At 72.2% G+C, this 25741-nt stretch carries 26 protein-coding genes, 1 pseudogene and 1 riboswitch; of the genes and pseudogenes, 12 read left to right on the top strand and 15 right to left on the bottom strand.

Annotated features, from left to right (window positions below):
• Positions 1 to 178 precede the first annotated feature (178 nt).
• The 5 genes from RMN57_RS35585 (at position 179) to RMN57_RS35565 (ending at position 4505) form a co-directional block, all read left to right on the top strand.
• Positions 179 to 1102 carry an alpha-L-glutamate ligase gene (locus tag RMN57_RS35585; RefSeq protein ID WP_313767426.1) on the top strand — a complete coding sequence of 308 codons (924 nt, stop codon included), beginning with the start codon at positions 179 to 181 and terminating at the stop codon, positions 1100 to 1102.
• Positions 1103 to 1370: 268 nt separating this feature from the next.
• The gene (locus RMN57_RS35580; protein WP_313767425.1) at positions 1371 to 2051 is read left to right on the top strand and encodes a Tat pathway signal sequence domain protein; all 681 of its coding nucleotides are present in this window, start codon (positions 1371 to 1373) and stop codon (positions 2049 to 2051) included.
• A 332-nt stretch (positions 2052 to 2383) separates the two neighbouring features.
• Entirely contained in the window at positions 2384 to 2974 is a 591-nt protein-coding gene (locus RMN57_RS35575; RefSeq protein ID WP_313767424.1) for a DM13 domain-containing protein, read from the top strand.
• Between the two features lie 279 nt (positions 2975 to 3253).
• Entirely contained in the window at positions 3254 to 3907 is a 654-nt protein-coding gene (locus RMN57_RS35570) for a molybdopterin-dependent oxidoreductase (protein WP_313768071.1), read from the top strand.
• Positions 3891 to 4505 carry a cytochrome b/b6 domain-containing protein gene (locus RMN57_RS35565; protein WP_313767423.1) on the top strand — a complete coding sequence of 205 codons (615 nt, stop codon included), beginning with the start codon at positions 3891 to 3893 and terminating at the stop codon, positions 4503 to 4505. Before RMN57_RS35570 ends, RMN57_RS35565 begins: the two co-directional genes overlap by 17 nt.
• A 30-nt stretch (positions 4506 to 4535) precedes the next feature.
• On the opposite strand, the gene RMN57_RS35560 is transcribed toward RMN57_RS35565, so the two are convergent.
• Positions 4536 to 5816, bottom strand: coding sequence for an aminotransferase class I/II-fold pyridoxal phosphate-dependent enzyme (locus tag RMN57_RS35560; RefSeq protein WP_313767422.1), 1281 nt, complete (start codon positions 5814 to 5816; stop codon positions 4536 to 4538).
• A 501-nt stretch (positions 5817 to 6317) separates the two neighbouring features.
• Here RMN57_RS35560 and RMN57_RS35555 point away from each other — a divergent pair.
• From RMN57_RS35555 to RMN57_RS35545, 3 genes are all read left to right on the top strand, one after another.
• Positions 6318 to 6737 carry a hypothetical protein gene (locus RMN57_RS35555; RefSeq protein WP_313767421.1) on the top strand — a complete coding sequence of 140 codons (420 nt, stop codon included), beginning with the start codon at positions 6318 to 6320 and terminating at the stop codon, positions 6735 to 6737.
• Positions 6738 to 7030: 293 nt separating this feature from the next.
• The gene (locus tag RMN57_RS35550; RefSeq protein WP_313767420.1) at positions 7031 to 7207 is read left to right on the top strand and encodes a hypothetical protein; all 177 of its coding nucleotides are present in this window, start codon (positions 7031 to 7033) and stop codon (positions 7205 to 7207) included.
• A 66-nt stretch (positions 7208 to 7273) separates the two neighbouring features.
• The gene (locus RMN57_RS35545) at positions 7274 to 7771 is read left to right on the top strand and encodes a hypothetical protein (RefSeq protein WP_313767419.1); all 498 of its coding nucleotides are present in this window, start codon (positions 7274 to 7276) and stop codon (positions 7769 to 7771) included.
• Positions 7772 to 8001: 230 nt separating this feature from the next.
• Here the strand turns inward: RMN57_RS35545 and RMN57_RS35540 are convergent, their stop codons facing one another.
• The 4 genes from RMN57_RS35540 to RMN57_RS35525 form a co-directional block, all read right to left on the bottom strand.
• On the bottom strand, positions 8002 to 8877 hold the full coding sequence (locus RMN57_RS35540) for a nuclease (protein ID WP_313767418.1): 876 nt from the start codon (positions 8875 to 8877) through the stop codon (positions 8002 to 8004).
• Between the two features lie 202 nt (positions 8878 to 9079).
• Positions 9080 to 9361, bottom strand: a complete 282-nt coding sequence (locus RMN57_RS35535; protein WP_313767417.1) for a hypothetical protein — start codon at positions 9359 to 9361, stop codon at positions 9080 to 9082.
• A 319-nt stretch (positions 9362 to 9680) separates the two neighbouring features.
• The gene (gene lepB, locus RMN57_RS35530) at positions 9681 to 10724 is read right to left on the bottom strand and encodes a signal peptidase I (RefSeq protein ID WP_313767416.1); all 1044 of its coding nucleotides are present in this window, start codon (positions 10722 to 10724) and stop codon (positions 9681 to 9683) included.
• A gap of 57 nt (positions 10725 to 10781) precedes the next feature.
• Positions 10782 to 11498, bottom strand: coding sequence for a helix-turn-helix transcriptional regulator (locus RMN57_RS35525; protein WP_313767415.1), 717 nt, complete (start codon positions 11496 to 11498; stop codon positions 10782 to 10784).
• 273 nt (positions 11499 to 11771) lie between these two features.
• Between RMN57_RS35525 and RMN57_RS35520 the strand changes: the two genes are divergently transcribed.
• Positions 11772 to 12146, top strand: a complete 375-nt coding sequence (locus tag RMN57_RS35520; protein WP_313767414.1) for a hypothetical protein — start codon at positions 11772 to 11774, stop codon at positions 12144 to 12146.
• Positions 12147 to 12196: 50 nt separating this feature from the next.
• On the opposite strand, the gene RMN57_RS35515 is transcribed toward RMN57_RS35520, so the two are convergent.
• A complete protein-coding gene (locus RMN57_RS35515) occupies positions 12197 to 12835 on the bottom strand; it encodes a DUF4240 domain-containing protein (protein WP_313767413.1) in 639 nt (212 codons plus the stop codon).
• Positions 12836 to 12888: 53 nt separating this feature from the next.
• The gene (locus RMN57_RS35510; protein ID WP_313767412.1) at positions 12889 to 13095 is read right to left on the bottom strand and encodes a hypothetical protein; all 207 of its coding nucleotides are present in this window, start codon (positions 13093 to 13095) and stop codon (positions 12889 to 12891) included.
• A 179-nt stretch (positions 13096 to 13274) separates the two neighbouring features.
• On the opposite strand from RMN57_RS35510, the gene RMN57_RS35505 reads away from it, so the two are divergent.
• Positions 13275 to 13427 carry a hypothetical protein gene (locus RMN57_RS35505; RefSeq protein WP_313767411.1) on the top strand — a complete coding sequence of 51 codons (153 nt, stop codon included), beginning with the start codon at positions 13275 to 13277 and terminating at the stop codon, positions 13425 to 13427.
• 105 nt (positions 13428 to 13532) lie between these two features.
• On the opposite strand, the gene RMN57_RS35500 is transcribed toward RMN57_RS35505, so the two are convergent.
• The 4 genes and pseudogenes from RMN57_RS35500 to RMN57_RS35485 all read right to left on the bottom strand — a co-directional run.
• On the bottom strand, positions 13533 to 14756 hold the full coding sequence (locus RMN57_RS35500; protein WP_313767410.1) for an MFS transporter: 1224 nt from the start codon (positions 14754 to 14756) through the stop codon (positions 13533 to 13535).
• Positions 14757 to 15003: 247 nt separating this feature from the next.
• The gene (locus tag RMN57_RS35495; RefSeq protein WP_313767409.1) at positions 15004 to 16173 is read right to left on the bottom strand and encodes a magnesium and cobalt transport protein CorA; all 1170 of its coding nucleotides are present in this window, start codon (positions 16171 to 16173) and stop codon (positions 15004 to 15006) included.
• 370 nt (positions 16174 to 16543) lie between these two features.
• Positions 16544 to 16715: riboswitch (M-box (ykoK) riboswitch) on the bottom strand.
• Between the two features lie 132 nt (positions 16716 to 16847).
• The gene (locus tag RMN57_RS35490) at positions 16848 to 17918 is read right to left on the bottom strand and encodes an alpha-L-glutamate ligase (protein ID WP_313767408.1); all 1071 of its coding nucleotides are present in this window, start codon (positions 17916 to 17918) and stop codon (positions 16848 to 16850) included.
• Between the two features lie 132 nt (positions 17919 to 18050).
• A pseudogene (locus tag RMN57_RS35485) lies at positions 18051 to 18197 on the bottom strand (SAM-dependent methyltransferase); the annotation flags it as partial.
• A 97-nt stretch (positions 18198 to 18294) separates the two neighbouring features.
• Between RMN57_RS35485 and RMN57_RS35480 the strand changes: the two are divergent.
• Positions 18295 to 18729 carry a hypothetical protein gene (locus tag RMN57_RS35480; RefSeq protein WP_313767407.1) on the top strand — a complete coding sequence of 145 codons (435 nt, stop codon included), beginning with the start codon at positions 18295 to 18297 and terminating at the stop codon, positions 18727 to 18729.
• A 24-nt stretch (positions 18730 to 18753) separates the two neighbouring features.
• Here RMN57_RS35480 and RMN57_RS35475 read toward each other — a convergent pair whose 3' ends face one another.
• Complete coding sequence (locus RMN57_RS35475) at positions 18754 to 19359, bottom strand: HAD family acid phosphatase (RefSeq protein ID WP_313767406.1); 606 nt, start codon at positions 19357 to 19359, stop codon at positions 18754 to 18756.
• Positions 19360 to 19399: 40 nt separating this feature from the next.
• Positions 19400 to 20935: a hypothetical protein gene (locus RMN57_RS35470; protein WP_313767405.1), complete on the bottom strand. Its 1536-nt coding sequence runs from the start codon at positions 20933 to 20935 to the stop codon at positions 19400 to 19402.
• Positions 20936 to 21286: 351 nt separating this feature from the next.
• On the opposite strand from RMN57_RS35470, the gene RMN57_RS35465 reads away from it, so the two are divergent.
• Complete coding sequence (locus RMN57_RS35465) at positions 21287 to 21910, top strand: TetR/AcrR family transcriptional regulator C-terminal domain-containing protein (RefSeq protein WP_313767404.1); 624 nt, start codon at positions 21287 to 21289, stop codon at positions 21908 to 21910.
• A gap of 437 nt (positions 21911 to 22347) precedes the next feature.
• Here RMN57_RS35465 and RMN57_RS35460 read toward each other — a convergent pair whose 3' ends face one another.
• The gene (locus RMN57_RS35460; RefSeq protein WP_313767403.1) at positions 22348 to 24774 is read right to left on the bottom strand and encodes a SpoIIE family protein phosphatase; all 2427 of its coding nucleotides are present in this window, start codon (positions 24772 to 24774) and stop codon (positions 22348 to 22350) included.
• A 428-nt stretch (positions 24775 to 25202) separates the two neighbouring features.
• Positions 25203 to 25538, bottom strand: a complete 336-nt coding sequence (locus RMN57_RS35455) for a metalloregulator ArsR/SmtB family transcription factor (RefSeq protein ID WP_313767402.1) — start codon at positions 25536 to 25538, stop codon at positions 25203 to 25205.
• Positions 25539 to 25741 lie beyond the last annotated feature (203 nt).

Raw genomic sequence — 25741 nt, 5'->3', positions numbered from 1 at the left:
GAGCCGCCCTCGTCCGGAGCCACCCCCGTCGGGAGCCACCCCCGTCCGCCGCCGCCCTCGCCCGGCACCGTCTCGACCGGTGCCCGAGCCACCCGGCCGCCGCGGGCGACGGCGGCGTTTTGATCAATCGCGGTCGAGCCGGTTTGATGTGCCCGTGTTGAAGGATGCAGTAGTACTGATGACCGATCAGGGCGAGACCGAGGGGAGCCGGGCGGCGCTGGCGAAGGCCGTGCACCGCCTGACCGGGTCTGAGCCGATATGCCTGGACGCGCGGGACTTCACCCCGTCCGGTCCCGGCCGGGCGGAGATCGTGGCGGACCGGCTGGTCCTCGAAGCCGACGGCGTGCGGGTGGTGAACCCGGCCGCCGTCGTCGTCTACGAGATACCGCCGGCGGGCCGGCCGGCACTGGAGCCGCTCCAGGACGTGCTGGCCCGCTCCGGGGTGCCGTGCCTCGGCACCGGCGCCGGTGCCTGGCGTACCGCAAGCGACAAGGAGGCGATGGTGAAGGCGTTCGCGGCGGCCGGCGTCGCGCAGATGCCCTCGCTCTGCCTTCCGCCCGACGCCGGGGAGGCGGCGGCGCTGGACGCCTTCACCGAGCTGGGCGGCGACGTGTGGGCGCGCCCCGTGTCGGGGATGGGCGGCCAGGACGTCTTCCACGTCACCGACGAGGCCCTGCTCCGGCAGGCGGCCCGGCGCTACGCCGCCGAGGGGCAGCGCTGGCTGCTGACCAGCGACGCCCGCAACTTCAACCCGGACGGCCTGCGCCACCAGTACCGGGTGGTGGTGCTGCAGGGCCGGGTGATCTGGGTGGCCGAGCACATCCAGCCGGACTCCGACGCGCCCTGCAACGTCGCCCAGGGTGCCACCTCCACCCCGCTGGCCCCCGACGCCCTCCCCGGCCACCTCCACGAGCTGGCCGCCGCTGCCGCGGAGGCCGTCGGCCTGCCGTACGCCGGGCTCGACCTGGCCGCCGAGAGCGGCGGGGTCGTCTTCGAGATCAACGTCCACCCCGCCTTCGGCGCGCCCGGTGCGCTGGAGGGGCTGGCCGTCCCCTACGTCCAGGCCCACCTCGACCAAACCGCCGCGGCGTCCGCCGCCTGACCCCTCGCCCGCCGACCACGCCGGCCGGCACCGCCCGGCCGGCACCTGCAGCGAGCTGCGGATATCTGACGTCAAGTCAATTGGCGTCTGGCGGTGCAGCATTCGGGGCGACGCCGGGCGGGCGTCGCGATCCTCCCGAAGTTCCGCCCGCAATCTTGACGGTGCATGGACACGGCTCTACAACGTAGTCAGCTCCCCGATCCCCCCACCTCCGGGAGCAGCGAACGGTCGTCTTCTCGTCCCCCTCACCGAGGAAGAGGCTTCCCCCATGCGCTTTCGCCGCCACCTTGCCCTCACCGCCGCGGTCGCCGCACTCGCCCTGGGCGCGGTCCCCGCGTCCGCGACGGCCGGCCCCGCTGCCGCCACCCCGGTACTGACCACCGGGAGCGCGGGCGGAGCCGCGGTCGCCGCCGGCGACTCGCTCGCCGCGCCGCTCGCCGCAGGTACCCGCGCCACCTTCTACTCGACCGCGACCAGCACGACCGGCGTCACCTGCGCCGTATCCCAGCTCTCGGCCAAGGCGGTGAGCAACCCGGCGGCGCCCGGCGTCGCCACCGAGTCGCTGACCGGGCTGACCTTCGGGACGTGCACCAGCAACGTCACCGGTGTCACCTCCGTCCGGAGCCTGACCGTCGGCAACCTCCCCTACGGTCTCGCCGTCGACGACGCCCCCGGCCTCCCGGTCACCCTCACCGGCGGCGCCGCCGGGCCGATCCAGGCGACCGCCGTGCTCAACAGCTGGTTCGGCACCATCACCTGCACCTACCAGCTCAGCGGCGCGTTCACCGGCAACGCGGACAACGCGGCCCACAGCCTGGCCTTCCGCAACGAACACTTCGCCAAGAGCGGCGGCTCGGTCCTCTGCCCCGGTGACGGCTACTTCTCCGCCACCTACGGCCCGGTCACCGACACCTCCCAGCCCGGCAGCCCCGCGGTGTTCGTCAACTGAGCCGCTGAGCCGCGGAGTTCCCCGACCCTGAGCGCGCCGGTCCGGCGCTCTTCCCGGTCGCGACCGGCACCGTCGCCACCGGGGAGAGCACCGGGCCGGCCGCTGCACCGTCGGCGGCGGCCGGTCCGCGTCCCCGGGCAGGGCGCAGGGAGTGCAGGGCGCAGGGCGTACAGCACGCAAGGCGGGCAGGGCGCAGGGCAGGGCAGTCGCGTGCAGGCGGAGCCGAACCCTTACGGGTCTGTGACCGGGGCCCGATCGCCCTGGTCAGCGGTCGCCGCGCCGGGATAGATCTGGCTCCGTACACGCGCCACCATTGCCCACGGGAGCCCACGATGTCCGACACCCCGCGCCGCGCCGGCCGGTTCCTCCGCCCCGCGCTCGCAGCCGCGGCGGCACTCGTCCTGCTCGGTGCCGGACTCGGCCTCTACGTCTTCCAGCCCTGGAAGGCCTTCACCGACACCACCGTGGACGAGGCGCTGCCCGCCCCCGCGGCCGTCATGACCACCGCCCCGGGGCCTTCGGCCACCGCCGCGCCGGTTCCCGGCCCCGCCCCGGCGGCCACGTCCGCCCCGGCGGGGCCCGTCGACCTCGCCCGCGGCGGATTCCGGTCCGGCGAGCACACCACCACCGGCACCGCACGCCTCGTCCGCCTCGCCGACGGCTCCGCCGTACTGCGCCTGGAGGGCCTCGACACCTCGGAGGGCCCCGACGTCCGCGTCTACCTCTCGGCCCTGCCCGCCGACCGGTCCCGCCGGGACGACCTGGGCGACAAGCCCCTCGAACTCGGCAAGCTCAAGGGCAACCACGGCAACCAGAACTACGCCGTCCCCGCCGGCACCGACCTCACCGCCTTCCACAGCACCGTCATCTGGTGCCAGCGGTTCTCCGTCACCTTCGGAGCGGCCGATCTCGCCGCGGCCTGACGGGCTCTCGCACTGAACGACGCCCGGCTCGGCCGCCGCCCGCGGACGAGCCGGGCAGCCGTGCTCGCCGGGCAACCGTGCTCGCCGGACGGCCGGGTGGCCCGCCGGTGCCGCACGGCCCCCGGGAGCGTGCGGTGCGCGACCGGAGATGTGACGAAAGGCTGACGGCCCGGTCCCGCCCCTGGCGGCGGTCCGGTCGGGCCTGGTCGAATCGGGTCCGTGGACAGAACTGCGAAACACCCCGAGGGCACCCCGGTGGGCCGCCGGGTGGTGCTCGGCATGCTCGGGCTCGGCGTCGCGGGCGTCGCGGCCGGCCCGTACCTCCAGCGGGCCCAGGACGCCGTGGCCGGCAAGGACCCCACCGGCCTCACCGGGTTGCTCCCGGCCGGCGGCGGGTTCCGGTACTACTCCGTCGCCTCGTCGGTGCCGACCAGGGGCCCCGACGACTACACCCTGACCGTCGACGGGCTGGTGGAGCGCCCGGCGAGCCACCGCCTCGCCGACCTCCTGGCAATGCCGCAGAGCCGGCTCGTGCGGGACGTGCAGTGCGTGACGGGCTGGCGGGTACCGGCCACACCGTTCGAGGGTGTGCCGCTGGCGCACCTGCTGGACGCCGCAGGCGTACGGCCCGGCGCCGCAGCGGTGCGCTTCGGCTGCTTCGACGGCGAGTACACCGAGAGCCTCACCCTGGAGCAGGCCCGCCGCGCGGACGTCCTGGTCGCGCTGAAGCTCCAGGACGCCCCGATCTCGCACTCCCACGGCGGCCCGGTGCGGCTCTACGTCGCGCCCATGTACTTCTACAAGTCGGCCAAGTGGCTGTCCTCGATCACGGTCACCGACCGGGTCCGGCCGGGCTACTGGGAGCAGTACGGCTACGACGTCGATGCCTGGGTGGGCCGGTCGAACGGACGTGACGATGCCCCGACCGTCTGACCGCCTGCTCCGCTTCACCCGGGCCGAACGCCTGGTGCACCGCGCCACCGCCGCCCTGATGCTGACCTGCCTGGCCACCGCCGCCTGCCTCTACCTGCCGCCGCTGGCCGAACTGGTCGGGCGCCGGCGCCTGGTCGTCACCGTGCACGTATGGTGCGGCCTCGCGCTGCCGGTACCGCTGCTGCTCGGTCTCGCCTTCCGGGCGGTCCGGACGGACGTGTCCCGGCTGAGCCGCTTCACCGCCGCGGACCGGGCGTGGCTGCGCGCGGTGCGCACGAGGACACCCGACCGCCCTGCGGGGAAGTTCAACGCCGGGCAGAAGCTGTACGCGCAGTGGACCCTCGGGGCGATGCCGGTGACCATCGGTACCGGCCTGCTGATGTGGCTCACCCATCTCGCCCCGCCCTCGTGGCGGACCGGCGCGACCTTCGTCCACGACTGGATCGCCGCGGCCGTCCTGGTGGTGACCGCCGGGCACATCTGGATGGCGGTGCGCGATCCGGAGGCCCGGCGCGGCATGCGCACGGGGACGGTGGGACGCGCCTGGGCGCGGAGCGAGCACCCGCAGTGGGAGGCCGAGAGCGGGGGCGGGGCGTAGCGCCGTGCCGTTCGCGTCCGCGGACGGGGGTCAGAGCTTGGCGAGCGCCTGCGCCAGGTCCGACCAGAGGTCCTCCGGGTGCTCGACGCCCACCGCGACGCGGACGGTGCCGGGGCTGATGCCGGCGGCGGCCAGCGCGGCGTCGTCGAGCTGGCGGTGCGAGGTGCTGGCAGGGTGCAGGATCAGCGTCTGCACGCTGCCGAGCGAGGGCGCGAGCGCCGCGAGCCGCACCGACTCGGTGAAGGTGCGGGCCGCCTCCCGGCCGCCGGCCAGGTCGAAGGAGAGCACGCCGCCCTGGCCCTCGGGCAGCAGCCTGCGGGCGAGTTCGTGGTCCGGGTGCCCGGGCAGGCCCGGGTAGTGGACGGCCGAGACGGCCGGGTGGACGGCCAGCCGGTGGGCCAGGTCCAGCGCCGAGTCGCAGTGGCGGCGCATCCGCAGCGGCAGCGTCTGCAGACCCCGCAGGGTCAGCCAGGCCGCGTACGGATCGGCCGAGGCGCCCAGCTCGACGGCGTGGTGCCAGACCCTCCGGTGCAGTTCTGCGTCGGCGAAGACGGCGATGCCCGCCAGGACGTCGCCGTGCCCGCCGAGGTACTTGGTGGCGGAGTGGACGACGATGTCGGCGCCGTGCTCGATCGGCCGGCAGAGCAGCGGGGAGGCGAAGGTGTTGTCCACGACGCCGACCACCCCGGCCTCCCGGGCCACGGCGAGCAGGGCCGGCAGGTCGGTGACCCGGGTGGTCGGGTTGGAGACGGTCTCCAGGTGCAGCAGCCGGGTGTTCGGACGCAGCGCGGCCCGCACCTCGGCGGGGTCGTCGCCGCCGACGTGGGTGACCTGCACGCCCCAGCGGTCGGCGAGGTCCGCGAGCATCGCGAAGGTGCCACCGTAGAGGCTCCGTTGGGCGATCACGTGGTCGCCGGAGCGCAGCAGGGCGAGCAGGACGGTGTTGATCGCGGCCATGCCGGAGGCGGTCGCGAGGGCGCCCGCCCCGCCCTCCAGCCCGGCGACGGCGTTCTCCAGTGAGCGGACGGTCGGGTTGCCGTGCCGGTTGTAGAGGAAGGCCCCGTCCGGGCCGCCGAACGCGTCCACCAGGGAGGCGGAGTCCTCGAAGGCGAACAGGTGGCCCTGGTACAGCGGCACACCGAGCGGGCGGCTTCCGGTGACCTCCACGACGGGCGGGTGGACGGCCCGGCTCTCGCGGCGCAGCGTGCCGTCGAGGTTGCGGTGGGCGTCCGGGCCGGGGCGCCGGTCGTCGGCGGGGTCGCGGTGGTGGCCGGGGGCGGGGGCGCGGTGGTCGCGGTCGAAGTCGTTCATGCCGTCCATCCTCGGGCGGCCACGGGAGCACCGACCAGGGCCAATTCCGATCAGGTGGCCTGGGACAGCTCGGACGGACCGGGCCACCGCCACTCCTGACGGACGGGCTCAGGCGTGGTTGTTCCGGTGCCGCAGACCCGGAGAGCCGACCATGCGGCACAAGGGATGGAGGGCTCAGCGCCGGCCGTCGTCTGTCAGCGTCGGCCACCCTCGGATGGCCCGGACGGCCCCGCGGTCTCATGCCACGCAGCTGGAGCAGCAGAGGACATCGCCCGACCGACTTCCGGTGGCTGAGCGTGGCGACTCCGGCCTCGCCGGACACCCACAGCAGCCACCTCCCCGCCCAGAGGCAAAGATCCACCACGGGAGAGACAATCAAGCCGTGAGCTTTTGGCGCAGATTCACGAGAGCCGGCAGGGAAACAACCCCGGAAGGGGTCGAAAACCTCTGCAGCGACCAGAGGGAAGAGTTAGCTTCCAGGCGGCCATACGAATGCTGCAGATGATGGACGCCAGCCTCACAAATCTGCGAAACCGAGCGAGCGGCCTGCTGTCAATCGCCACGCTGATTACATCATTCTCCACCACTCTCGGCTTCATCAGCAATGACGGCTCCAGGAGCTGGCTTCTCATCACCTTGACCACCTTACTGATAGCAACACCGCTAATCATTGGCGCACTTGCCATACTCATCCCGAAGCCCAGGATCTGGTACTTCTGCCCCAGCGGCAAGGAATTCTTGCAATCCCCTTACAGCGAGAGCGCAGCCCAAGTGAAGGGAGCCATCACACGGAAGATGATCAGGAAGGCCGATGGGAACCGGGCGATCCTGTTCAAGCTGTCTCGATACTACAGAGCCGGGCTCCATCTCCTCTTAGTCGAGGTTGCCCTAGTGGTATGGATATCCGTCCTGCCTAAATGACCCGAACCCTCGGAGGGGTTCAATGAGCGATCAAGGCGAATGGCCCAGCGCCAACCCCGACGAGCCATCGGGTCCGCCTCCAGGCCCTCAATCCAAACCGAGGCACGACGCTCGGGACCGTTTAAGCAACGTTGGAGGAAGTCAATACAACTACGCGCCGTCCGAGTCGGAAAGGCGAGCTCTGGAAAGGCGAGCCGCAGCCGAATTGGAAAGGCGATCTACGGGGCGACTTCGGCGCGCATCCAGGGCTTGGAAGATCAAGATCCTCAAGATGGCCAGGAAGGGAAACGAGAATGAACAGCCCTGACAACTGCCTGCGACACCCTCCCGACCAGGCTCCACCCAGCGGCTCCGACCCCGCTCTGGCCCCCCTGCCGCTCCGGGTCTACGCCCACCTCATGCCGAACAGCCAGGACCGCGCCCGGAAGGCCGTCGACCGGCTGTTCCTACCCGGCGAGCCGACCTACTGACGGCCCCACCAACGCGACACCGCCCCACCCGCGGAGAACCCGCTGCCGGCCTGTACGCTCCCGCCCGTGAAGGATCTTCGGGTGGGAGCGTCCACCGTTGCAGGCGGACTGGTCTTCGGCACACTCATCGCCATCGGTGGCTGGTGGGCCCTCGACGGCGGGATCTACGGCTGCACCTTCGCGGATGCGGCGCTGCAAGACCCTATGGCCTCCCAGGTCCGGGAGCTCGCCACCCCGCCAGGATCACTGGCCAATGGCGAGTCGGTCACCGGCTGCGACGACGACGACCACTTCGCGTACTTCGCCCAGGGGTACACCGCGCCCGCCCAGCGGGCTGACATAGTCGCTCACTACCGGGCGGCCGCCGCCCGCAACGGCTGGCATCCGGCACCGCCCGCGCCGGACGAGCCCGCCTGGCGCCAAGACCCGACCGGCGAACGGCTCGGCCTCTGCTTCACCAAGCAGGTCAACGGCACCACCTCCCATCTCGCCGTGTCCTGGACGTCTCGCGGATACAGGGCGGAGGCCCGGGCGAGCCATAGCGGCGACTCCTGGTGTCCGTGAGCGTGGCACCGGGCGCCGGCAGAAGTTCGCCCGCCGGCGTGTAGGCCGACCTCGTAACGGACAGCCAGGACCGTGCCCCGACGGGCGTCGGCCGCCCCGGGGGCGAACCGACCGGCCGACGGCCAGCGACGGCCCGGCGCCAATGCACAAGCCCCCTCCGGCGCAGATCCCGCAGGTAGGGGGCTGTTCATCGTCTCCCCGGACCATGTTCTCCGGGACCTGACGTTCGGTCACTCCTCCGTGAAGACCAGGTCCTCCGCCGGGTGGACGAGCCGCAGGGTCTGACCGTCCGTGATCTCCAGGATGTGGTGCAGGCCGCGGATCTCCTTGCCGGTTCCGTGGATCTTGAAAACGTCGTTGGCCCCGGCGAGGAAGGCCGGGAAGCCGTCCAGCGCGTTGCTGCCGAGGTCCAGGTAGTCCTTGAGCCTCCGGAACAGCTTGGGGAGGATCACCACGTCCTTGGTGATCGAGTCCATGCAGGTGACCTTCGCGCCGTTGACCGTCGCGTCGACCGCCCAGAGGCCGTTCGCGGGCGGCGCGGCGGCCTGCACCTGGTGGACCAGGTCGATCAGGGAGCGGCGGAGGTCTGACGGGAAGCCGGTGTAGAAGGTCGCGTAGGCGAGCCCCTTCTCCAGCAGGTGGTGGTTGGCGGTCTTCGCCAGCAGCTCCTCGTCGACGTTGATCTCGTACCCGCTGGGCCCCGGGGGCGTGCCGCGGCCGACCAGCGCCACGCAGCGGCCCTTGCTGTCGCCGCCCTGGGTGAGGATGTAGCCGGGCACGCGGTCGGGCGTGACGCTGACGGTCTGGTCGTCGTGGCGCACGATGTCCCGGAAGCCGAGCCAGGTGAGCAGCTCGTCGGCGGCGGCGCGGGCGTAGGTCGGCGGCTGGCTCTCGTCGTGGTCGTTGGCGCCGGGATAATGGGTCTCCAGCGTGTCGATGGCCTCCAGCCGGACGTTGATGTGGCCGTCGGCCTTGGGACGGAGCGGGCGGCCGCCCTCGACGAGCTTCCACTCGCCGACGTAGTCCGGGATGAACGCGACGGTGTCGCCGTCCGGCTTGGCGGTGGCGGAGACGTGGAACGAACCCTTGATCAGCAGCATCGGCATGGCGGTTCCCTGATGGCTTGTGGGCTTGGGGGGCCTGTGGCCGGCGGCGACGTGTCCGTACCGTCGCGCGCGGTGCACACTGCCGTGAATATTCGTACACGGTGCACCCGGCCGCAACCGCGCACGGTGCAGGGCGGATCGGCGGCGCACGAGCAGGCAGGGGCGGGGGCCGCGCATCGAAGGGCGGATCGCGCCGTTCGGGTCAGAGGCCTCCGGCCGGCAGCAGCACCACCCGGGACTCGTCGAACGGCTCCCAGCGGGCCGGTCGCCCGCTCCGGGCCACCCGCAGACGGCACCAACGCGTGCCCGCGGCGTCCCGCCACCAGGCGCTGATCCGTCCGAGCGCCCAGTCGCCGTCGGCGAAGTGCACCTCGACCGGCTGGTACACCCACTCGACGTCCGCCGCCACGATCGCGCCCACCGGGCCCGGGCCGCCGGCGCCGCTTCCGCCGCCGGGCACCGGGCCGCGTCCGCTCTCCACCACGGTTCCGCCTCCGTTCCGGTTCCGGCCACCGCTCCGCCGTCGGGGTGGCCGCGCAGCCGGACGAACGGCACACCGCGCCGACTCTACAACGCTGTAGAGGACGGCGTGGCGGAACCCGCGCACCCCTCGCCGGGGCCTGCTCCGCGTCCGGCATGGGCAGCCGGCCGGGAGCGGTCGGCGGGGGCGTCCCGGGGAGGCCGGACCGCCGGGCCCAGGGACGCCCTGCGTGCGGAAACGGCTGCTCCCCCACCGGTCGTCCGGCAGGGGAGCAACGTCAGCCGATCCGAGCGATCAGAGCGATCGGGGCGATCGGAGCGGGTCAGGACGTCCCGGTCGGCCGCCGCCGGTCGGCCGCCCGGGCGCGGCGACGCTGCCGGACGGCCAGCGGGACGGCGAGCGCGAGCGCCGCGGCCTCCGGAGCGGGCAGCTCCTCCACCGGGACGGCGCCGCCGGGCACCCCCGCCCCGCCGGCCCCCGCACGCTGGTCCAGGGCCTTCTGGTCGAAGGTGTCCGGAACCGGGAGCGTGGCCCAGTGCGTCACCGGCCAGGCCACGACGAAGGCGCGGCCGATCACGTTGTCCACGGGGACGAAGCCGCCGCCGGGCTCGTTGACGTGGTAGCGGGAGTCGCGGGAGTTGTTGCGGTGGTCGCCCATCACCCAGATCCGGTCCTTGGGCACCTTCACCGTGCCGACCGGCGCATCCCCGCACGGCGTCGCCCCGGGGAAGAGGTACGGCTCGTCGAGCGCCACGCCGTTCACCTTCACCGGGCTGCCGCTGTTGCACTCGACGGTGTCGCCGCCGACCGCGATCACCCGCTTGATCAGGTCCTTCTCATCGTCCGACGGCATCAGACCGATCACGCTCAGCCCCTTCCTGATGCTCCCGAGGAAGGAGTCGTCGGTCGTGTGGGGCGCACCCTCCAGCCAACCGCCCGGGTCCTTGAAGACGACCACCTCGCCGCGCTCCGGCTCGGCGCCGAACCACGGCGTCAGCTTGTCGACCAGCACCCGGTCGCCCTTCTCCAGGGTGTGCTGCATCGAGCCCGACGGGATCGAGAAGGCCTGGACGAAGAAGGTCTTGATGCCCAGTGAGAGCAGCAGGGCGACGACCACCAGGATCGGCAGCTCCTGCCAGAACGGGCGCTTGCGCCGCGCCGGGCGGCCGCCACCGTCCGTCGACGCCCCGGAGGGTGACTCGGTGCGTGACTCGGAGGGTGACTCCGCGGGTGGCTCCGTGCCGGTGCCCGGGTCGCCCGCGGCGACGGCGAGGACCGGTCCGCCCGACCCGCCCTGGTCCGCCGGCGGCACGGCCGGGCCGGTCTCCCCTGCTCCGCCGGTCTCCCCGGTGTTGTCGACGCTCATTCCTCGGCCCCCTCCGAACGGCCCGGTGGGGCCCGACGCGGAACCCCCCGTTGTCAGCTAACGAACGGAGGTTCCCGGCTTCGCCCGGACGTGGATGCGCTCGCCCTGTGCCCCGAACAGGCTGAGGAACTCTACGGCCTGCGTGCCCGCGTTGCCGAACGCGTGCGGGATCCGGGTGTCGAATTCGGCCGCCTCACCGGCCGTCAGGACGAGGTCCTGCGAACCGAGCAGCAGCCGCAGCCGCCCCGCCAGGACGTACACCCACTCGTGCCCCTCGTGGACCTTCGGCTCCAGCTCGGGACCGGCCCGGAACCCGGGGGGCATGATCTGCTTGTAGGCGTGCAGCCCGCCGAAGTGACGGGTGAGCGGCACGAAGGTCTGGCCGCCGCGGGTGAACGGACGCGAGTGGACCCGCGGGTCGCCGGTGGCCGGCGCGCCCACCAGCTCGTCCAGCGGCACCCGGTACTCCCGGGCCAGCGGCAGCAGCAGCTCCAGGGTGGGCCTGCGCAGGCCGGACTCCAGGCGCGAGAGCGTGCTGAGCGAGATCCCGGTCGCCTCGCTCACCCCGGCCAGCGTGGCACCGCGCTCGCGCCGCAGGGCGCGCAGCCGCGGGCCGACGGACTCCAGCACGCCGGCCAGCTCGTCGCTGAGGGCTCCGCCGTCACCCGGCTCCGCCCCCTCGGAGGAGGCCGGAGCGGCGGGATCCGGGGCAGCCCCCTTGCGGCGGGCGCGGTGGGTCCGGTGGGCGTGGTCGTCGTGCGAGGCGTTGGCCATGCCTCCTATCTGCCGCTGTGACAGGCCGTTTTGTCAATCCGGCCGCGGTGGACGGCCTGCGGCCCGGTGCAGCTCCGCGCAAGGCCGTGGAGGGGCGTCGGGGTCAGTGACGAGGTGGTGATACGGCCCCGACGTCCGGGCGATCCTGGCCACGGGCGCGGCCACGGCGCGGTGCCGTTCCCGGAGTCACCCCGGTCGCACCGGACGACTCGGCCGAGCTGCGTGCACTGGTCCCGCGGACGTCCGTCGAGCGGCACTGGCTAGGGTGCCGTCATGCGAGTCGAACTGACCAGGGACAGCGTCGCGATGGGTGACGACGTGTGGGCTCCCCACGCCGAGGCGCGGGAGGTGCCGGACGACGCCTCGGTGAAGGATGTTCTCGACGCGGTCCGCGGCGGCGGCTACCTCGCGTCGATCGCGGGTGGCCGGGCCACCTGGATCGCCGAGACCGCCGACGGGACCGCGCTCGCGGTGGTGGCCCAGCAGTGGCCCACGGCCAGACTGCTGGCCGCGGGCGAGGGGCCGATCGCCGGGCTGGCGGACGGTGAGGGCGTGGTGCGGCTGCACTTCGTGTACCGGGTGCAGACCGACCCGGAGGCCGAGCACCGCCGGCTCGCCGCCGACCCTGGCGGCCGCCGGGCACGGTAGCCCCGCCGGGCCGGGCCAGCGGGGACCGCCGGGGTCGGTCCGACGGGCGCTCAGTCGTCCTGCGTGAAGCGGGGGTCGCCGGGGAAGAGCGCGCTCAGAGCGGGGAGACGCCGCGCGGCCTCCGCCTCGTCCCGCACGGCCCAGCGCACCCCCCTCGGAGGCGCCTCCGGCGCAACGGGACGGCTCTCCTCGGCCTCGACGGCGTCGAGGAACGCGTCGGAGACCTCGTCCTCGTCCAGTTCGTCGGCCGCCACCCCGTCGCCGCCGGTCAACCGCGCGAAGGCACTCTCCGCCACGTAGTCCAGCTCCTCCCACTCCGGCCACTCCTCCGTCTCGCACCAGTCGGAGCGGGGCCGGCCCGCCAGGCTCCGGATCTCCGGCAGCTCGGCGAGCGAGTCCGGATCACCGAGGGCCCGCTCGAAGGCCGCTCGACCGCAACCGGCCAACCAGAGCCGGAAGTAGAAGAAGCCGTCGTCCGAACACCAGCCGCCCTGGATCCGGTCCGCCGCCGCCCAGAGCTCCCAGGTGTAGGCGTCGTCGACAGCCTCCTCCAGGCGGACCTGGAAGCGCACGACATCGGCGAGCGGCCGCCGCGACAGCTCTTCCTCCAGCCAGGTGAGACGCTCCTCCCGGGTGTCCGCCGCGCGACGGCACTGCTCGACGACGTCCCAGAATGCATCGGTGTCCATGGCGCAACACCCTGCCACGGGCCACCGACATCGCCGCCGTAGACGCCGGAAGGCTACTGGCCGCAGCCTCCCTCCGGTACCCCACCGATCCAGACCGGGAAGCAGCCGTGGTGGTAGATCTCCATCGCCGTGTCGAGCCAGTCCGTGAAGATGACGGCCCACAGGGCGACGCCGAGGCCGAGCAGTCCGCCGAAGGCGGCCGCCGCCGCCACCAGGCTCAGGAGGAGGCGCAGCCTGCCGCCGCCCCGTTCCTCCGACACATCACGCCGCCCCACGGATGCCCCCCCTCGCCGTCCCCAGGTCCACCGAGCATCCCCGCCGGGCGCACCGCGCACCAGCCAACAGACGTGTAGTGAGGCCGAGTTGTGATGTCCAGGCGGAGGGGCCGCCGGGCGTGGGCCGCCGGGTCTCGGAGGGTGGTTCGAGAGCCGGTGACCGCATGACCATTCAGCCCCTGCTTGATGCGCTCGACATCCAGGAGGCCGCCGCCCAGGCCCTGGCCGGCGGCCTCCGCACACAGATCGACGAACTGCAGGCCCGACTGCGGGTCCTCACCGAGGACGACGCCGGCAGCTTCGCCAGGAGGCGGTAGCCGGCCGAACCGCGCGATCAGCAGCCCCGCTTCAGTCTCACCAGGGAAGAGACACCAACCCAGGAGCCGCCCGCCGGAACAAACGCTCGGGGCCTCTGCGAGCCATCAGGTGTTGTCCGGCCACGTCAGACAGCGGGCGAAGTGCACCCATGCGGCCACGACCGCGAGCATGGCGACAAGGCCGCCGAGCGTCATGACCGTGGACGGGGAGGTCCGGTCCACGATGGCACCACCGGCCACCGCGCCGAGTGAGATCGTCATCTGGAAGGAGGCAGTGAACAGCACCGACGCTGCCTCGGGCGCGTCGGGGGCTGCCTTGGCGAACCACGTCTGGGAGGAGACGGGGACGGCGCCATAGGCAACGCCCCAGACGATCAACAGGGCGACGGCGCCGATCTGCCAGCGCCCCAGGACCGGCAACAGCAAGGTGACGGTTGCGATCATGCCGGCGGCGAGACCGAAGGTGGCTCGGGGGTAGCGGGTGACCACCGCTCCGCCCAGGAAGTTGCCGACGATTCCTGCGGCACCGTAGACCAACAGGAAGACAGTAATCAGTTGCGAGCCGGCGTCGGTGACTTGCTCCAGGAACGGGCCGACGTAGGTATAGGCCCCGAAGTGCGCCAGCACGACCAGAAAGGTCAACAGCAGCGCGAAACGCGCGTTGACACTCTTGAACATGCCTCGCAGCACACTCGGACGGGTCGTCCGGTTGGGCGGCAGCGACGGCATGACCAGGAGCAGCATGGCCAGTACACCGACTGTGAGGGCACCCATGACGACGAAGGCCGTGCGCCAGCCGCCCAAGTCCCCGATGAACGTGCCGGCCGGTACACCGAGCACGGAGCCCAGCGGTACTGCGGAGAAGATCACCGACGTGGCGCGGCCGACCGACGCCGCGGGCACCAGACGCTCGGCCAGTCCGGCGCCGATCGACCAGAAGCCCCCGATGACGATGCCGACGATGACACGGGAGACCAGGACCAGCCAGTAGTCGGGTGCCGCAGCGGCCAGGAAGTTCGCCACGGCCAACAGGAGCATGAACACGCACAGCATCAGACGGCGGTCGATGTGTGCGGTCGCCACGGTGACCACGGGTGCGGAGATGGCCGCAAGAAGTCCGGGCATGGTGATCATCAGCCCGGCCATCCCGTCGGAGACGGCGAAGTTGGAGCCGATCGTGGTGAGCAGGCCGATCGGCAGGATCTCGGTCGTGACGATCGAGAAGATTCCCAGCGTGACCGAACTCACGGCCAGCCACCCGATCAGGGGAGAGCGAGTCGGTAAGCCGACTTCGCCGGAGTGACACGCGGTGGTATTTGTCGAAGCCATGAATTCCGTCCCGTGAAGCGCCTGCGTTTGCCTGATCAGTTCAACAGGCCCCGCGCAGTGCGGACTGGCAGGTCTGCGACATCAACCTTGTGACGCGAGGGTGATGTCGCAGATCCGCTGAATCGCTCTGCCGCATGGCTCCCCGCCAGGGGCTTCGGTACCGAGAAGGCGGTTCACAGGTGGATGTCCGTTTCCGTCGCACCACAAGTCGACGACAGAACCCCTCAAAGACTCACGAACCGCCCTCTCAGAGCCAGTCGCGCCGTTTGAAGATCAGGTAGAGGCTGGTGCAGACGAGGGCCATCAGACCGATCGCGAACGGGTACCCGAAGGCCCAGTGCAGCTCGGGCATGGTGTCGAAGTTCATGCCGTACACGGTGCCGATCAGCGTCGGCGCGAAGAGGATGGCCGCCCAGGAGGAGATCTTCTTGATCTCGTCGTTCTGCGCGTGTCCGGCCTCCGCGAGCTGCTTCATCTCCTCGTTCTGCCGCTGCGACACCAGCGTCGCGTTGACGGTGAGGATGTTCTGCAGCATCTGCCGGAACCCGTCCACCCGCTCGGCGGCGTACGTGGCGTGGTCGGCCACGTCGCGCAGGTAGCGCTGGAGCTCGTCGTCGGTGCCGTACTTGCCGAAGCCGGCTTCCAGGCTCTTCATGATCTCCAGCAGCGGCCGGGTGGCCCGCTGGAACTCGATGACCTCGCGGGAGAGTTCGTAGATGCGCCGGGACACGTGCGGGTCGCCGCCGAAGACCTCGGTCTCGATCTCGTCGATGTCGTGCTGCAGGCCCGCGATCACCGGGGCGTAGCCGTCGACCACGGCGTCCAGCACCGCGTACAGCACGGCCTCGGGGCCGAGCGCGAGCAGCTCCGGGTCGGCCTCCAGGCGGCGGCGGACGGCGGAGAGGTCGGGCGCCTGCGAGTGGCGCACGGTCAGGACGAAGTCCGGGCCGACGAAGAGGTGGATCTCGCCGAAGTCGACCTCCTCCACGTCGTCCAGGTAGCGGGCGGCACGCAGCACCACGAAGAGGGTGTCGCCGTAGCGCTCCAGCTTGGGCCGCTGGTGGGCGACGATGGCGTCCTCGACGGCCAGCTCGTGCAGGTTGAACCGCTCGGCGGCCTCCAGGAGCTGGGACTCGGCCGGCCGGAACAGCCCGATCCAGGCCATCGTGCCGGGCTTGCCCGGCAGTTCCCGGTAGATGTCCGACAGGCTGGACGGCGTCTCGATCCGGCGGCCGTCGTGGTAGACGGCCGCGTCCACCAGCGAGCGCTCCAGCGTGACCGGCTCGCCGGGCTGGTCGGGCCGCGGGTCCATCGAGTGCTCGGGCGCCGGCGCGGCCTCGCCGGACCGGGTGATGGCGGCGTGACGGGTAAACGGGAGCCTGCTCGCGCGCACGGCGCGCACACGCCAGTCGGACATGGCGGGGTACCTCCACGGTTCGGTGGCCGCCGCTCCCGGGGACGGGTAGGGGTCGCCGGGGCTGGGCGGGCGGGAGGCGCCCGGCCTGCCTCCACCGCGCACGGCGCCCGGCCGCACGACGCCCGCCCACCGGGGTCAGCGGCGGGCGGTGCGGCGGCAGGGGGTGGGAGCGGTACGGGAGGAGGGGTGCCGGGTGCCGGGAGATGAGGGGGACGTCCTGGGGCGGGGCCGACTTCGGCCCGGACTACTGGAATCCACAGCTCTCACCTCCTCACCGCCGGGGCGCCCGCACAGCGGGTCGCCGTAACCGGGCATCAGGAGGATCCGCACCGATTGGCCGCGGGCGTACACGTCCGCGGGAGTCGGGCGGGCACCCCTGATCTCGTCAGAGCTTTGGCACGCCACGGCGTAGCACCCGACGGGTGCAGCCACTTGGGGTCACCCCTTAGGCCGGGGAGACCTGTCCTGAACCTGGGCGTCTCTCGACGTCGTGGGGTCAGTGGCCTGTGTCCGTGGCGACGCCTCACCGAACGAGGTGCCTTCACAACCGCACCAAGTGTAGTACCCGCGCACGGGTCCTTCCGACCGGGGCCCCGCCGTGCAGGCCCTGACCAGGGGCTCCGCGGACCGTTGGCCGGCCGGAGCGGTGGGCTCCGCCTGTCCCGGGCCGGTCCTCAAGCCCCCGGCTGCCGGGCGACGCCAGGGGTTCGAGGACCGACCGCAGGTCCGAGGTGTGCGGCGGCGTACGGGACGGCCACCGTCTCCAGGCCTCCTACGGAGCCGAACACCGGGTGGACGTTGGCCTCGAACACCACCCCGCCGTTCTCCGCCGCGAGATCGACGCCGGCCAGCGGAAGGCCGAGGGACTTCGTCGCCGCCACGGCCAGCTCGGCCAGCCCGCCCGGCAGCTCCCCGTCCTCCAGCAGGGTCGAGACGGCGCCCCGGCACTCGTTGCACGGGGCGTCGGGGTTCGCCTGCACGTGTTCGACCGTGCGCACGACCCGTCCGTCCAGGACGACCACCCGGTACTGGTGGCGCCGGCCGTCCGGGGTGAAGTTCGCGGCGTCCCTGGCGATCAGCCAGTCGGTGCCCGCCTCGGCGTAGTGCCGGGCGGCGGCGGCCAGTTGGGCGCGGGTGGTGACGTGGAAGACGTCGCTGCCGCCCATCCCGACGGTCGGCCGGGCCCAGACGTCCCCGCCGAGGCGGTCGACGGCCTCGGCCGCCGCCTCCGGGGTCGGCCGGGAGAGCGTGACGGTGGGCATGTGCGGGATGCCGTCGCGGACGAACCGCTCGATCGTGAGGTCCTTCTCGGTGGCCGTCCGCCAGGCCTCCGCGTCCGTGCCGAGCGAGCGGGCGCCGTGGTCGCGCAGCAGCCGCTGGAACGCCTCGAAGTCGCGGCGGCGGTGCGGCGGGACTTCGTAGACGAGCACGGCCTCCGCCGTCACGGCGATCCCCTCGGCGGGCACCTCCAGGCGCAGGGCGCCGCCCGCCCCGCCGACGCCGGGGCCCTCGGCGCGAGGGCCATCGGGGCGAGGGCCATCGGGGCGAGAGCCATCGGCGCGAGGGCTCCCGGCGCCGGGAGTCCCGGTTCCGGTGATCCGGCCGGTGCCGCCGGTCATGTAGTGCCGCGCGTCGACCAGCACGGGTGATCTGCCGGTGAGCGCCCGCACGGCGGTGGCGAGGACCTCCCGGCTGCCCTCGGTCGAGCTGTGGTCGGTCATCACTACGAGCTCGCTGCGCGCCATGCCGCCATGGAACGGCGGCCCGCCGGGCGCGGCAAGACCGCGTCTTGCGCCGGTCGCCGTCCGGGTGGCCGAAAGCGGTCGGGTCGACCGGCCGGGTCCGGGCCCGGCCGGCGAACGCCGCCACGGCCCGCTCTAGGCCGGCTTGCGCGCCTCGATAAGGTGACGGTAGGAGTGGGCCACGAACGGGCCCTCCGCCCGGATCTGCGCGTCCAGCTCGCGCAGCCGGTCGCGGTAGGCGTCGACGGTGAAGCCGGGGAGCATCCAGATCACCTTCCGGAGGATCTAGCGGAAGTGGCGTTTCCGCCCAGCTCAGGGGCTTGATCGACCATCCGGAGTCAGCAGAAGGTCAGCAAGACTCCCGGAGGTTCCGACCAGCATGGCGACCGCAGGCCTCACCCGTGGCATGGGCAGCTTCGTCAAGGAGTGCGAGCACCCCGAGTCCCGCTGGAGCAAGTGCCCGCACGAGTACAAGATCAGGTACCGCAACGCGGCGGGGCGCCGGACGGAGGAGTCGGGCTTCGCCACTCAGGACAAGGCCAAGGCCCGTCTCGCCGAGGTGTACCACGCGCGGAAGAACTCCCCGCAGAACCAGCGCAAGGCCGAGCGCCTCCAGAAGTACGGGGGGATGAACTTCTCCGACCACGTCGCCGAGTGGCTCAAGGGTCAGCGGGACCTGGGCCCGGCCTCGCTGCGGAACCTCGATTTGTCCTCTCCGGCGGACCTCACGAGGCCGGCGGCGGCACCGGGCTCCGGCTCTTCAGCATGGAACCGTCCGGGGCCTGGCGTACCAGCCAGGCCCCGGACGATGTGACCGTCCCGGCGGGGTGGGGGTGGGTCAGGAGAGCAGACCGTTGTAGTCCGGCAGCTTGAAGGTGCGCTCGGCGTGGCCGCCGCCCAGGTCCGTCCAGTTGTTGCCGATGCTGGCGATGATCGTGTAGCCCTCGTTCTCGATCTCCGCCCGCTCGTCCGTCTTGTACTGCTGCACCGACTTGAAGAGGTCGCACAGGTCGCGCCCGTGCAGCTCGTCCACGGTGTAGCCCGCCTTCTCCAGGCTGTACCGGGTGACGGGGGCGATGAAGTCCACGCGTGCGGTGACGAAGATGACCGCGACCCCGCGCGCGTGGGCGTACCGCGCCAGCTCCACCACCGGCGAGATGCCCGGCATCGTGAGCGGGTGGAAGTGCGTGGCGAGGGTGGTGTTGTCGATGTCGAAGACGATCGCGGGGGTCTCGTCCGTCGGCTCGGCCGTGCGCTGCTCGACGTAGGCGCGGGCGGGCGCGATCGCGCCGGCGACGTCGGCCAGCCACTGCTGCTCGGTCACCGTGCCGCCACTGCTCGCCGCGGTGGCGGTCGGGGCCGCCGCGACCGCGGGGGTGGCGAGACCTGCGGTGATCGCGGCGGTCAGGGTCGCGGCGACGACGAGCTTTGCCTTGGTGCTCATATCTGGAACTCGGCTTTCAACGTGCTGGATGGATGGTCGGTCAGGTGGTCGGTGTGGGGCTCGAAGGCGTGTTGCGGTACGAGCCCGCCGCAAGGGGCCATTCGCGGTGGTAGAGCATGAAGGGCACGTCCTTCTCGAACAGCGGGGTGCCGAGGACGGCGATCCGCGCGAGCACGGCCCCGTCCACGTCGAGCCCGCCGTAGAGGCCACCGCTGCCGTCGACGCCCGGATGCACGCCACCGCTGTCGACTGCGACCGTGACGGTGCCCTGCACCTGGGCCCGCAGGTACGGCCTGACGGTGGCCTTCACGCCGAGCGCGTCGTACAGGGCGACCGACCCCTCGGCGACCAGGGCACTGCGCACGTCGGCGGAGCCGGTGAAGGTGGCCCTGACCGGGGTGACGGTGGTGTTGACCGGGTCGGTGGCGCTGTGCCAGCCGGCCGCCTTGGTGTACTCGGCGTGGATCGCCCAGTTCCCGTCCACGGCCTGCGCGACGTCGACGCTGACGGTGCCGTCGGCGCTGACCTCGGCGTAGACCGTCAGCCTGAGGGTGATCACGACCGGCAGCACGCCGACCGTCACCGTGGGGGTGGCGGTAAGGGTTGCGAGCGGGATCCTGACCGGTCCGGTGGAGCCGGTGAGGCCGGCGGTGAGGTGCCAGTCGGCGTGCGCGCCCAGGTCGAACCCGACCTTGGCCTCCTCGGGAGCGAGGACGCCGCGGGAACCGTGATAGGAGAAGACGACGCTCGGGTCGAGTTCGAGCGAGCCCGTCAACGAGGCCTTGGAGCCGGCGGGCAGCGGGACGGTGTCGTTCGCGTCCAGCCTCAGCGCGGCCGAGGCCGCGCCGCTGCCCCCGTCGGACTTCGGGACGTAGGAGACCTTGAGGTCCTTGACCCTGGGTGTGACCTGGATCTTGTGCGGATCCAGTGCCGCCTTGATGTTCGCCCAGGTCTGGCCGAGCAGCTCGGAGATGGTGGCCGGGCGGGTGTCGACCTGCACCTTCCCGGCCCCGGCCGGCTTGACGGCCGTGATCGCCAGCAGCGCGCCCTCCGGTGCGGCGGCCGACGGCGGGCTGTCGATCAGCCGGCCGGTCTGCACTGCGGCGGTGGCTGCGGCGGTCGCGGATGGAGTCGGAGCGCCCTTGCCCTCGTTGGCGACGACGGCGAGCACGGCCTTGCCGGTCTGCCGGTCGTACGAGGTCAGTTCGAGGTCCGCCGCCCCGGCTGCAACGGTCGGCGTCCCGGACGGGGACGGGGCGGCCGCCGTCGGGGCCCCGGAAGCGATCGGGGCGGCCGACCGGGTGCCCGACGGAACGGCCACCGGGGTGGCCGACGAAGCGACGGGCGACGGAGTGGCGGACGGCGCTCGGTCGGCGGCCGGGGCCACCAGGGTCACCGGCGGGTTGGCGCCGGGAGCCGGGGGCGCCGGCGGGTTCCCGTCGACCGGAACCGGAGCGGCCTGAACGGCGGCGCCGTGGTCGGCGGGCTGGGCTGTCGGGCTCGTCGGGTCGCAGGCACTGAGTGCGAGCACCACGGAGACGACGAGTGCCGGCAGCGCGAGGGTGCGCATGGACATGCGGAGGGTCACCTTCGGCGTAAGGCGGGCAGGGAGGCCGCCGCCATGCGATCAACAGAATGTCAAGGGCATGCCAGGCGACGGGTTGGCAAGATCCACCGCAGGGGAATCCCGGGTGGCTACCGGCACATCGGAGGGTCACGTGGGATGCGGCCGAAGTCCGCCGTCGGCCGGGCCGCGAAGGCGATTGCCTTCGAAGCCCTCGGCCTGGCGCCACAGGGAGACGCCAGGCGTCATCCACGGGCACCCCTAAAACTAGAACCAGTAGTTTTGCCTGGACGAGAACGTACACTAGTCCGCGGCAAGAGCCACTACCCGGGGGTAACCGCCACCAGACGAGAGGACCACCAGATGGGCAGGCCGCCACGGCCACTGCTGACCCGGGACGGGATCATGCGGGCCGCCCTCGCACTGGTCGACGAGGAGGGCGCCGCCGCGCTTTCGACCACCCGCGTCGCGGCCCGGCTGGGCGTGAAGGGGCCTTCGCTCTACAACTACGTCTCCAGCCGCGACGAGATCATCGCCGGAGTCAGCGACCTCATCGTCGCCGAGATGGACCTCGACCCGGCCGTCCAGCCGTGGACCGCCGCCCTGGACGCCTGGGCCCGCTCCTACCGCTCCGCCCTCGCCCGCCACCCGAACATGGTGCCGCTGCTCGCCTCCCGGCCGACCCGGTCCGTCGCCGCCCTCCAGGCCTACGCCTGCGCGTTCGCCATGCTGCGGAAGGCCGGCTGGCCCGAGGACCACGTACTCCCGGTGGTCCAGTCCATCGAGTACCTGCTGATCGGCTCCGCGCTCCACCTCAACCACCCGCACGACACGGCCTGGGCCGACGAGGAGCTCCCGCCCGGACTCGAACCGCTGCGCAACGCCCCGGCCGACTTCCGCGAGCAGGCCTTCGAGACCGGCCTCACCGCACTGATCCGCAGCTTCCAGGAGACCTTGGACAACCTCCAGGCCCAGCACGACGGCTGACACACCGGACGACGTCGACGCCGAGTCGGCGGTGTGGCCCCGGACGACGGCTGCGCCCCGCTGCCGGGAAAGGGCAGCGGGGCGCGACCGGCGGTAGGCGGCGGTGCTTCGGATTCAGCCCTTGCCTCCGCCTGCCGTCAGATCAGTGCGCCGAAGTTCGGAAGCCTCGAAGCGCTGGCGTGGCAGGAAGGCGACGGCCAGCGGGACGACCGGGACCAGGGATCCCGTGACCAGGTCGGTCCCGGGTCCGGCCCTGGAGACTCGAACACGCGCGGTGACGAACCGGCCGGCACAGGACGTCCGACGACCGCGCCCCGGCTCCGCGCCCGTCACACCCTGACGGGCGCGGAGCCGTACGGGTGTCCGGTCCACGGTGTGACCGGTGCGTTCCCGGTTCCGAGGTGCTGACATCGGGTGGTGATCGCGCGGGTGCGCCTTCACTGTGCGGGTGGACGAGGGAGCGGCTGCTCGGCCCAGATGGTCTTGCCGGTGCCGGTGTGCCGCGTGCCCCACCGCTCGGTGAGCTGGGCGACCATCATCAGGCCGCGTCCGCCCTCGTCGAAGATGCGGGCGCGACGCGCGTGCGGTGCGGTACTGCTGGCGTCGGCGACCTCGCAGATCAGCGTCCGGTCCTTGATGAGCCGCAACTGGATGGGCACGGCGCCGTAGCGGATCGCGTTGGTCACCAGCTCGCTCACGGTGAGTTCGGTGACGAAGGCCAGCTCGTCCAGCTCCCACGCCTGGAGCTGCGCGGTCGTCCAGGCACGGACATCGGCGACGACGGCCGGATCGGCTGGCAGGTCCCAGCAGACGACGTGGCCGGTGTCCAGGGCGTGGGTGCGGGCGATGAGCAGCGCAACGTCGTCGGCCGGCGGCTCGTCGAGCAGCGCCTTCAGGACGGTGTCACAGAGGGTGTCGAGGTCGAGGGCGGCGTCGAACGGGGAGACAGAGCCGACGAGAGCCGTGCTCAGGGCGTTCAGGCCGGCGTCGATGTCGCGACCGAGGGCTTCGATCAGGCCGTCGGTGTACAGCGCGAGGAGGCTTCCCGCGGGAAGCTCGGTTTCGACGGACTCGAACGGCAGCCCGCCCAGTCCCAGTGGCGGGCCGCTCGGCAGTTCGAGGAAGTCCACGGTTCCGTCGGGGGTCACCAGCGCGGGCCAGGGGTGGCCGGCGCTGGCGAGCGAGCACCTGCGGGAGATGGGGTCGTAGACGGCGTACAAGCAGGTGGCGCCGAGTTCTCCGGGTGGTGCGTCCGCGCACTCCTGCCCCGTGCCGAGCCGGACGACGAGGTCGTCCAGGTGCGCGAGCAGCTCGTCCGGGGCCAGATCGACGTCGGCGAGGGTGCGTACGGCCGTGCGCAGGCGCCCCATGGCGGCGGAAGCGTGGATGCCGTGGCCGACGACGTCGCCGACGACCAGGGCGACCCGGGCTCCGGAGAGCGGGATCACGTCGAACCAGTCACCGCCGACACCGGCCTTCGAACCTGCCGGCAGGTAGCGGCCCGCGACGTCGACGGCGGCCTGCTCGGGAATCTCCTGTGGCAGCAGGCTGTGCTGGAGGGTGAGAGCGGTGGTGCGCTCGCGGGTGTAGCGGCGGGCGTTGTCGATGCAGACCGCTGCGCGTGCCGCCAGTTCCTCGGCGATCTCCAGGTCGTCCTGCCTGTAGGGCGTGGCGGACGCGGCCAGACGGGCGAACAGGACGACGCCGAGGTTCACGCCACGGGCCTGCAGCGGAACGGTGAGCAGCGAGTGCGGGCGGTGTCGGCGTATCCACGCCGCCCGCTCGGGGTCGTGGGCAAGCCAGTGGGCGATCTCGGGGTCGGTGATCCGGTGGGCGGCGCTGCGGCCACTGGCCAGGCAGCGGGCATGCGGCGAGGACTCCGGATAGCGGGACGGCTCGCCGACCGTGACGGCGCCCGGCACGGCGGAGCGAACGGCGACCCGGCGCAGAACCAGGCGTCCGCCGGTACGGATCGGTGCCGGATCATCCCCTTGCAGCACGGCGTCGAGCAGATCCACCGAGACGAAGTCCGCACAGGCGGGCACGGCCACGTCGGCCAGCTCCTGGGCGGTGCGGGCCACATCGAGGCTGCTGCCGATGCGTCTGCTGGCCTCATCGAGCAGCGCCAGACTTCTGCGGGCCGCCTCCTGCTCGGAGAAGTCGAGCACGGTCTGCTGCACAGCGTGCACCAGCCCCGCCGGGTCCTTGAGCGGGGCGAGGTGGACGATCCAGGCGTGCGGGAAGGCCTCTCCCGGCACCTGGACGCGGTTCTCGATCTGCTCCGGCCGGCCTGTCGCCGCCACTCGCTCGACACTGCGCTGCGGAACCTCGAACACGGGGTCCGGCAAGTGCTCGGTGATCCGAAGCCCGCGGAGCTCGCCCTCCGTGGCGTCGAGCTGCTGCACCATTGCCGCGTTGACGCGCAGGAACCTGCCCTCGGTGTCGTAGATCGCCTGGGCGAACGGGGACTGGTCGAACGCCCAGTGGACCAGCGGGTCGCTGTCGCGGTCGCCCCCCTGCCCCAGTGGGGCGGCCTCGAACAGCCAACTGACCCGTCCGTCACCAGCGGGCAACGGGCGCACACACAGTCGGCAGTCCACCGGGCCTCCGTCGCGGTGGCGCAGAACCACCGGGCCGACCCATTGGTCCTGCCCTGCCAGCCGCTCGCGAGCCGACTGCGGAAGGGGAGCCGCGAGCAGATCCGCTGCAGGCCGGCCCGCAGCGTCGGACGCGGAGTACCCGAGCAGCCGCTGTGCGCCGGGGCTCCATCCCGTGAGCATTCCGTCCGGAGTCGCGATCGCCGTGGCCACAGCCGTGAGGGAGGAGCCGCTGGGCCGGCTTTCGCCCGCTGCTGGTGTGTCCATGGCGATCATCTCGCTTCGCGCGTCCGTTGATTCAAGGATTCCTCGGGCGCGGCGCAAGTTCACTTCGGGCCGCACGGGCAGGCCGTCCACGGCCGCCGCCACGGCAGGCCCCCGGAGCGCGCCGCGGAGTCGACTCCCCGCCTTCGGCGCGTGCGCAGACGAGGATCGCGGCAGGACAGAGCTGGGACGCTACAGGGTGGTCATGCGGTGGCTCGGCGCCGCATCGACGATCTGCCAGCCCGAGGCTTTCGCAGTTCGGCAGGGGGATGTACCGGCCGGCCTCGCCTCGCCGCAGTTACGAGACGGCACCGAAGTGGCCGCCTCGTCGTCCCCCGCGGTGTAGGGGTCGCGCCATCACGGAAGCCGGCTCGGCCCGGGCGGCATCGACAGCCCGGCCGCACATGCGGGAGCCTCACGGCGCGGCATCGTCACTCGCACGGGCGCTTGCGGTCCTCGGCCAGTGATTCCGCCGCCGTGCGGCCGAGCTCGCCGAAGAACTCCGCCAGAGCCTGCGGCACCTCGGGGCGCAGGCGGTAGTAGGTGAAGCGGCCGTGCGGTTCCGGCTCCACGATGCCGGCCTCGCGCAGCACCCGCAGATGATTGGACAGCGCGGTCTGCCGCGCGCCCGTCTCCTCGATCAGGTGGTTGGTGCACAGGGCCGCCTGCGCCAGCAGCATCACGATGCGCAGGCGCAGGGGTTCACCGAGCACTCGGATGAGGTCGCCCTGGGTCAGCGTCGCCTTGTCGCCACTTGATGTCAGCATGCCTCGATTATCACACATCACTCCAAGGTGATACCACCCTTGCGTGATATCACTGTGCCGTGATACGTTTTGGTCATGCCGGTCGCCACCCCCCGGGGAATCGGCCGGACGCCCGCCGCAGGGCCCCGCAGCGGCGCAGACCTGCCCGCAGCAGCCGGGCGGTCGGATCCGACGCCGCGAGCCCCCGGTGGAGAGAACCGTCA

It is taken from the genome of Kitasatospora sp. CM 4170 (assembly GCF_032110285.1).
In the GTDB taxonomy this organism is placed as follows: domain Bacteria; phylum Actinomycetota; class Actinomycetes; order Streptomycetales; family Streptomycetaceae; genus Kitasatospora; species Kitasatospora aburaviensis.
Note: the sequence above shows the minus strand (reverse complement) of the source record. Positions and strands in the feature narration are given on the sequence as shown.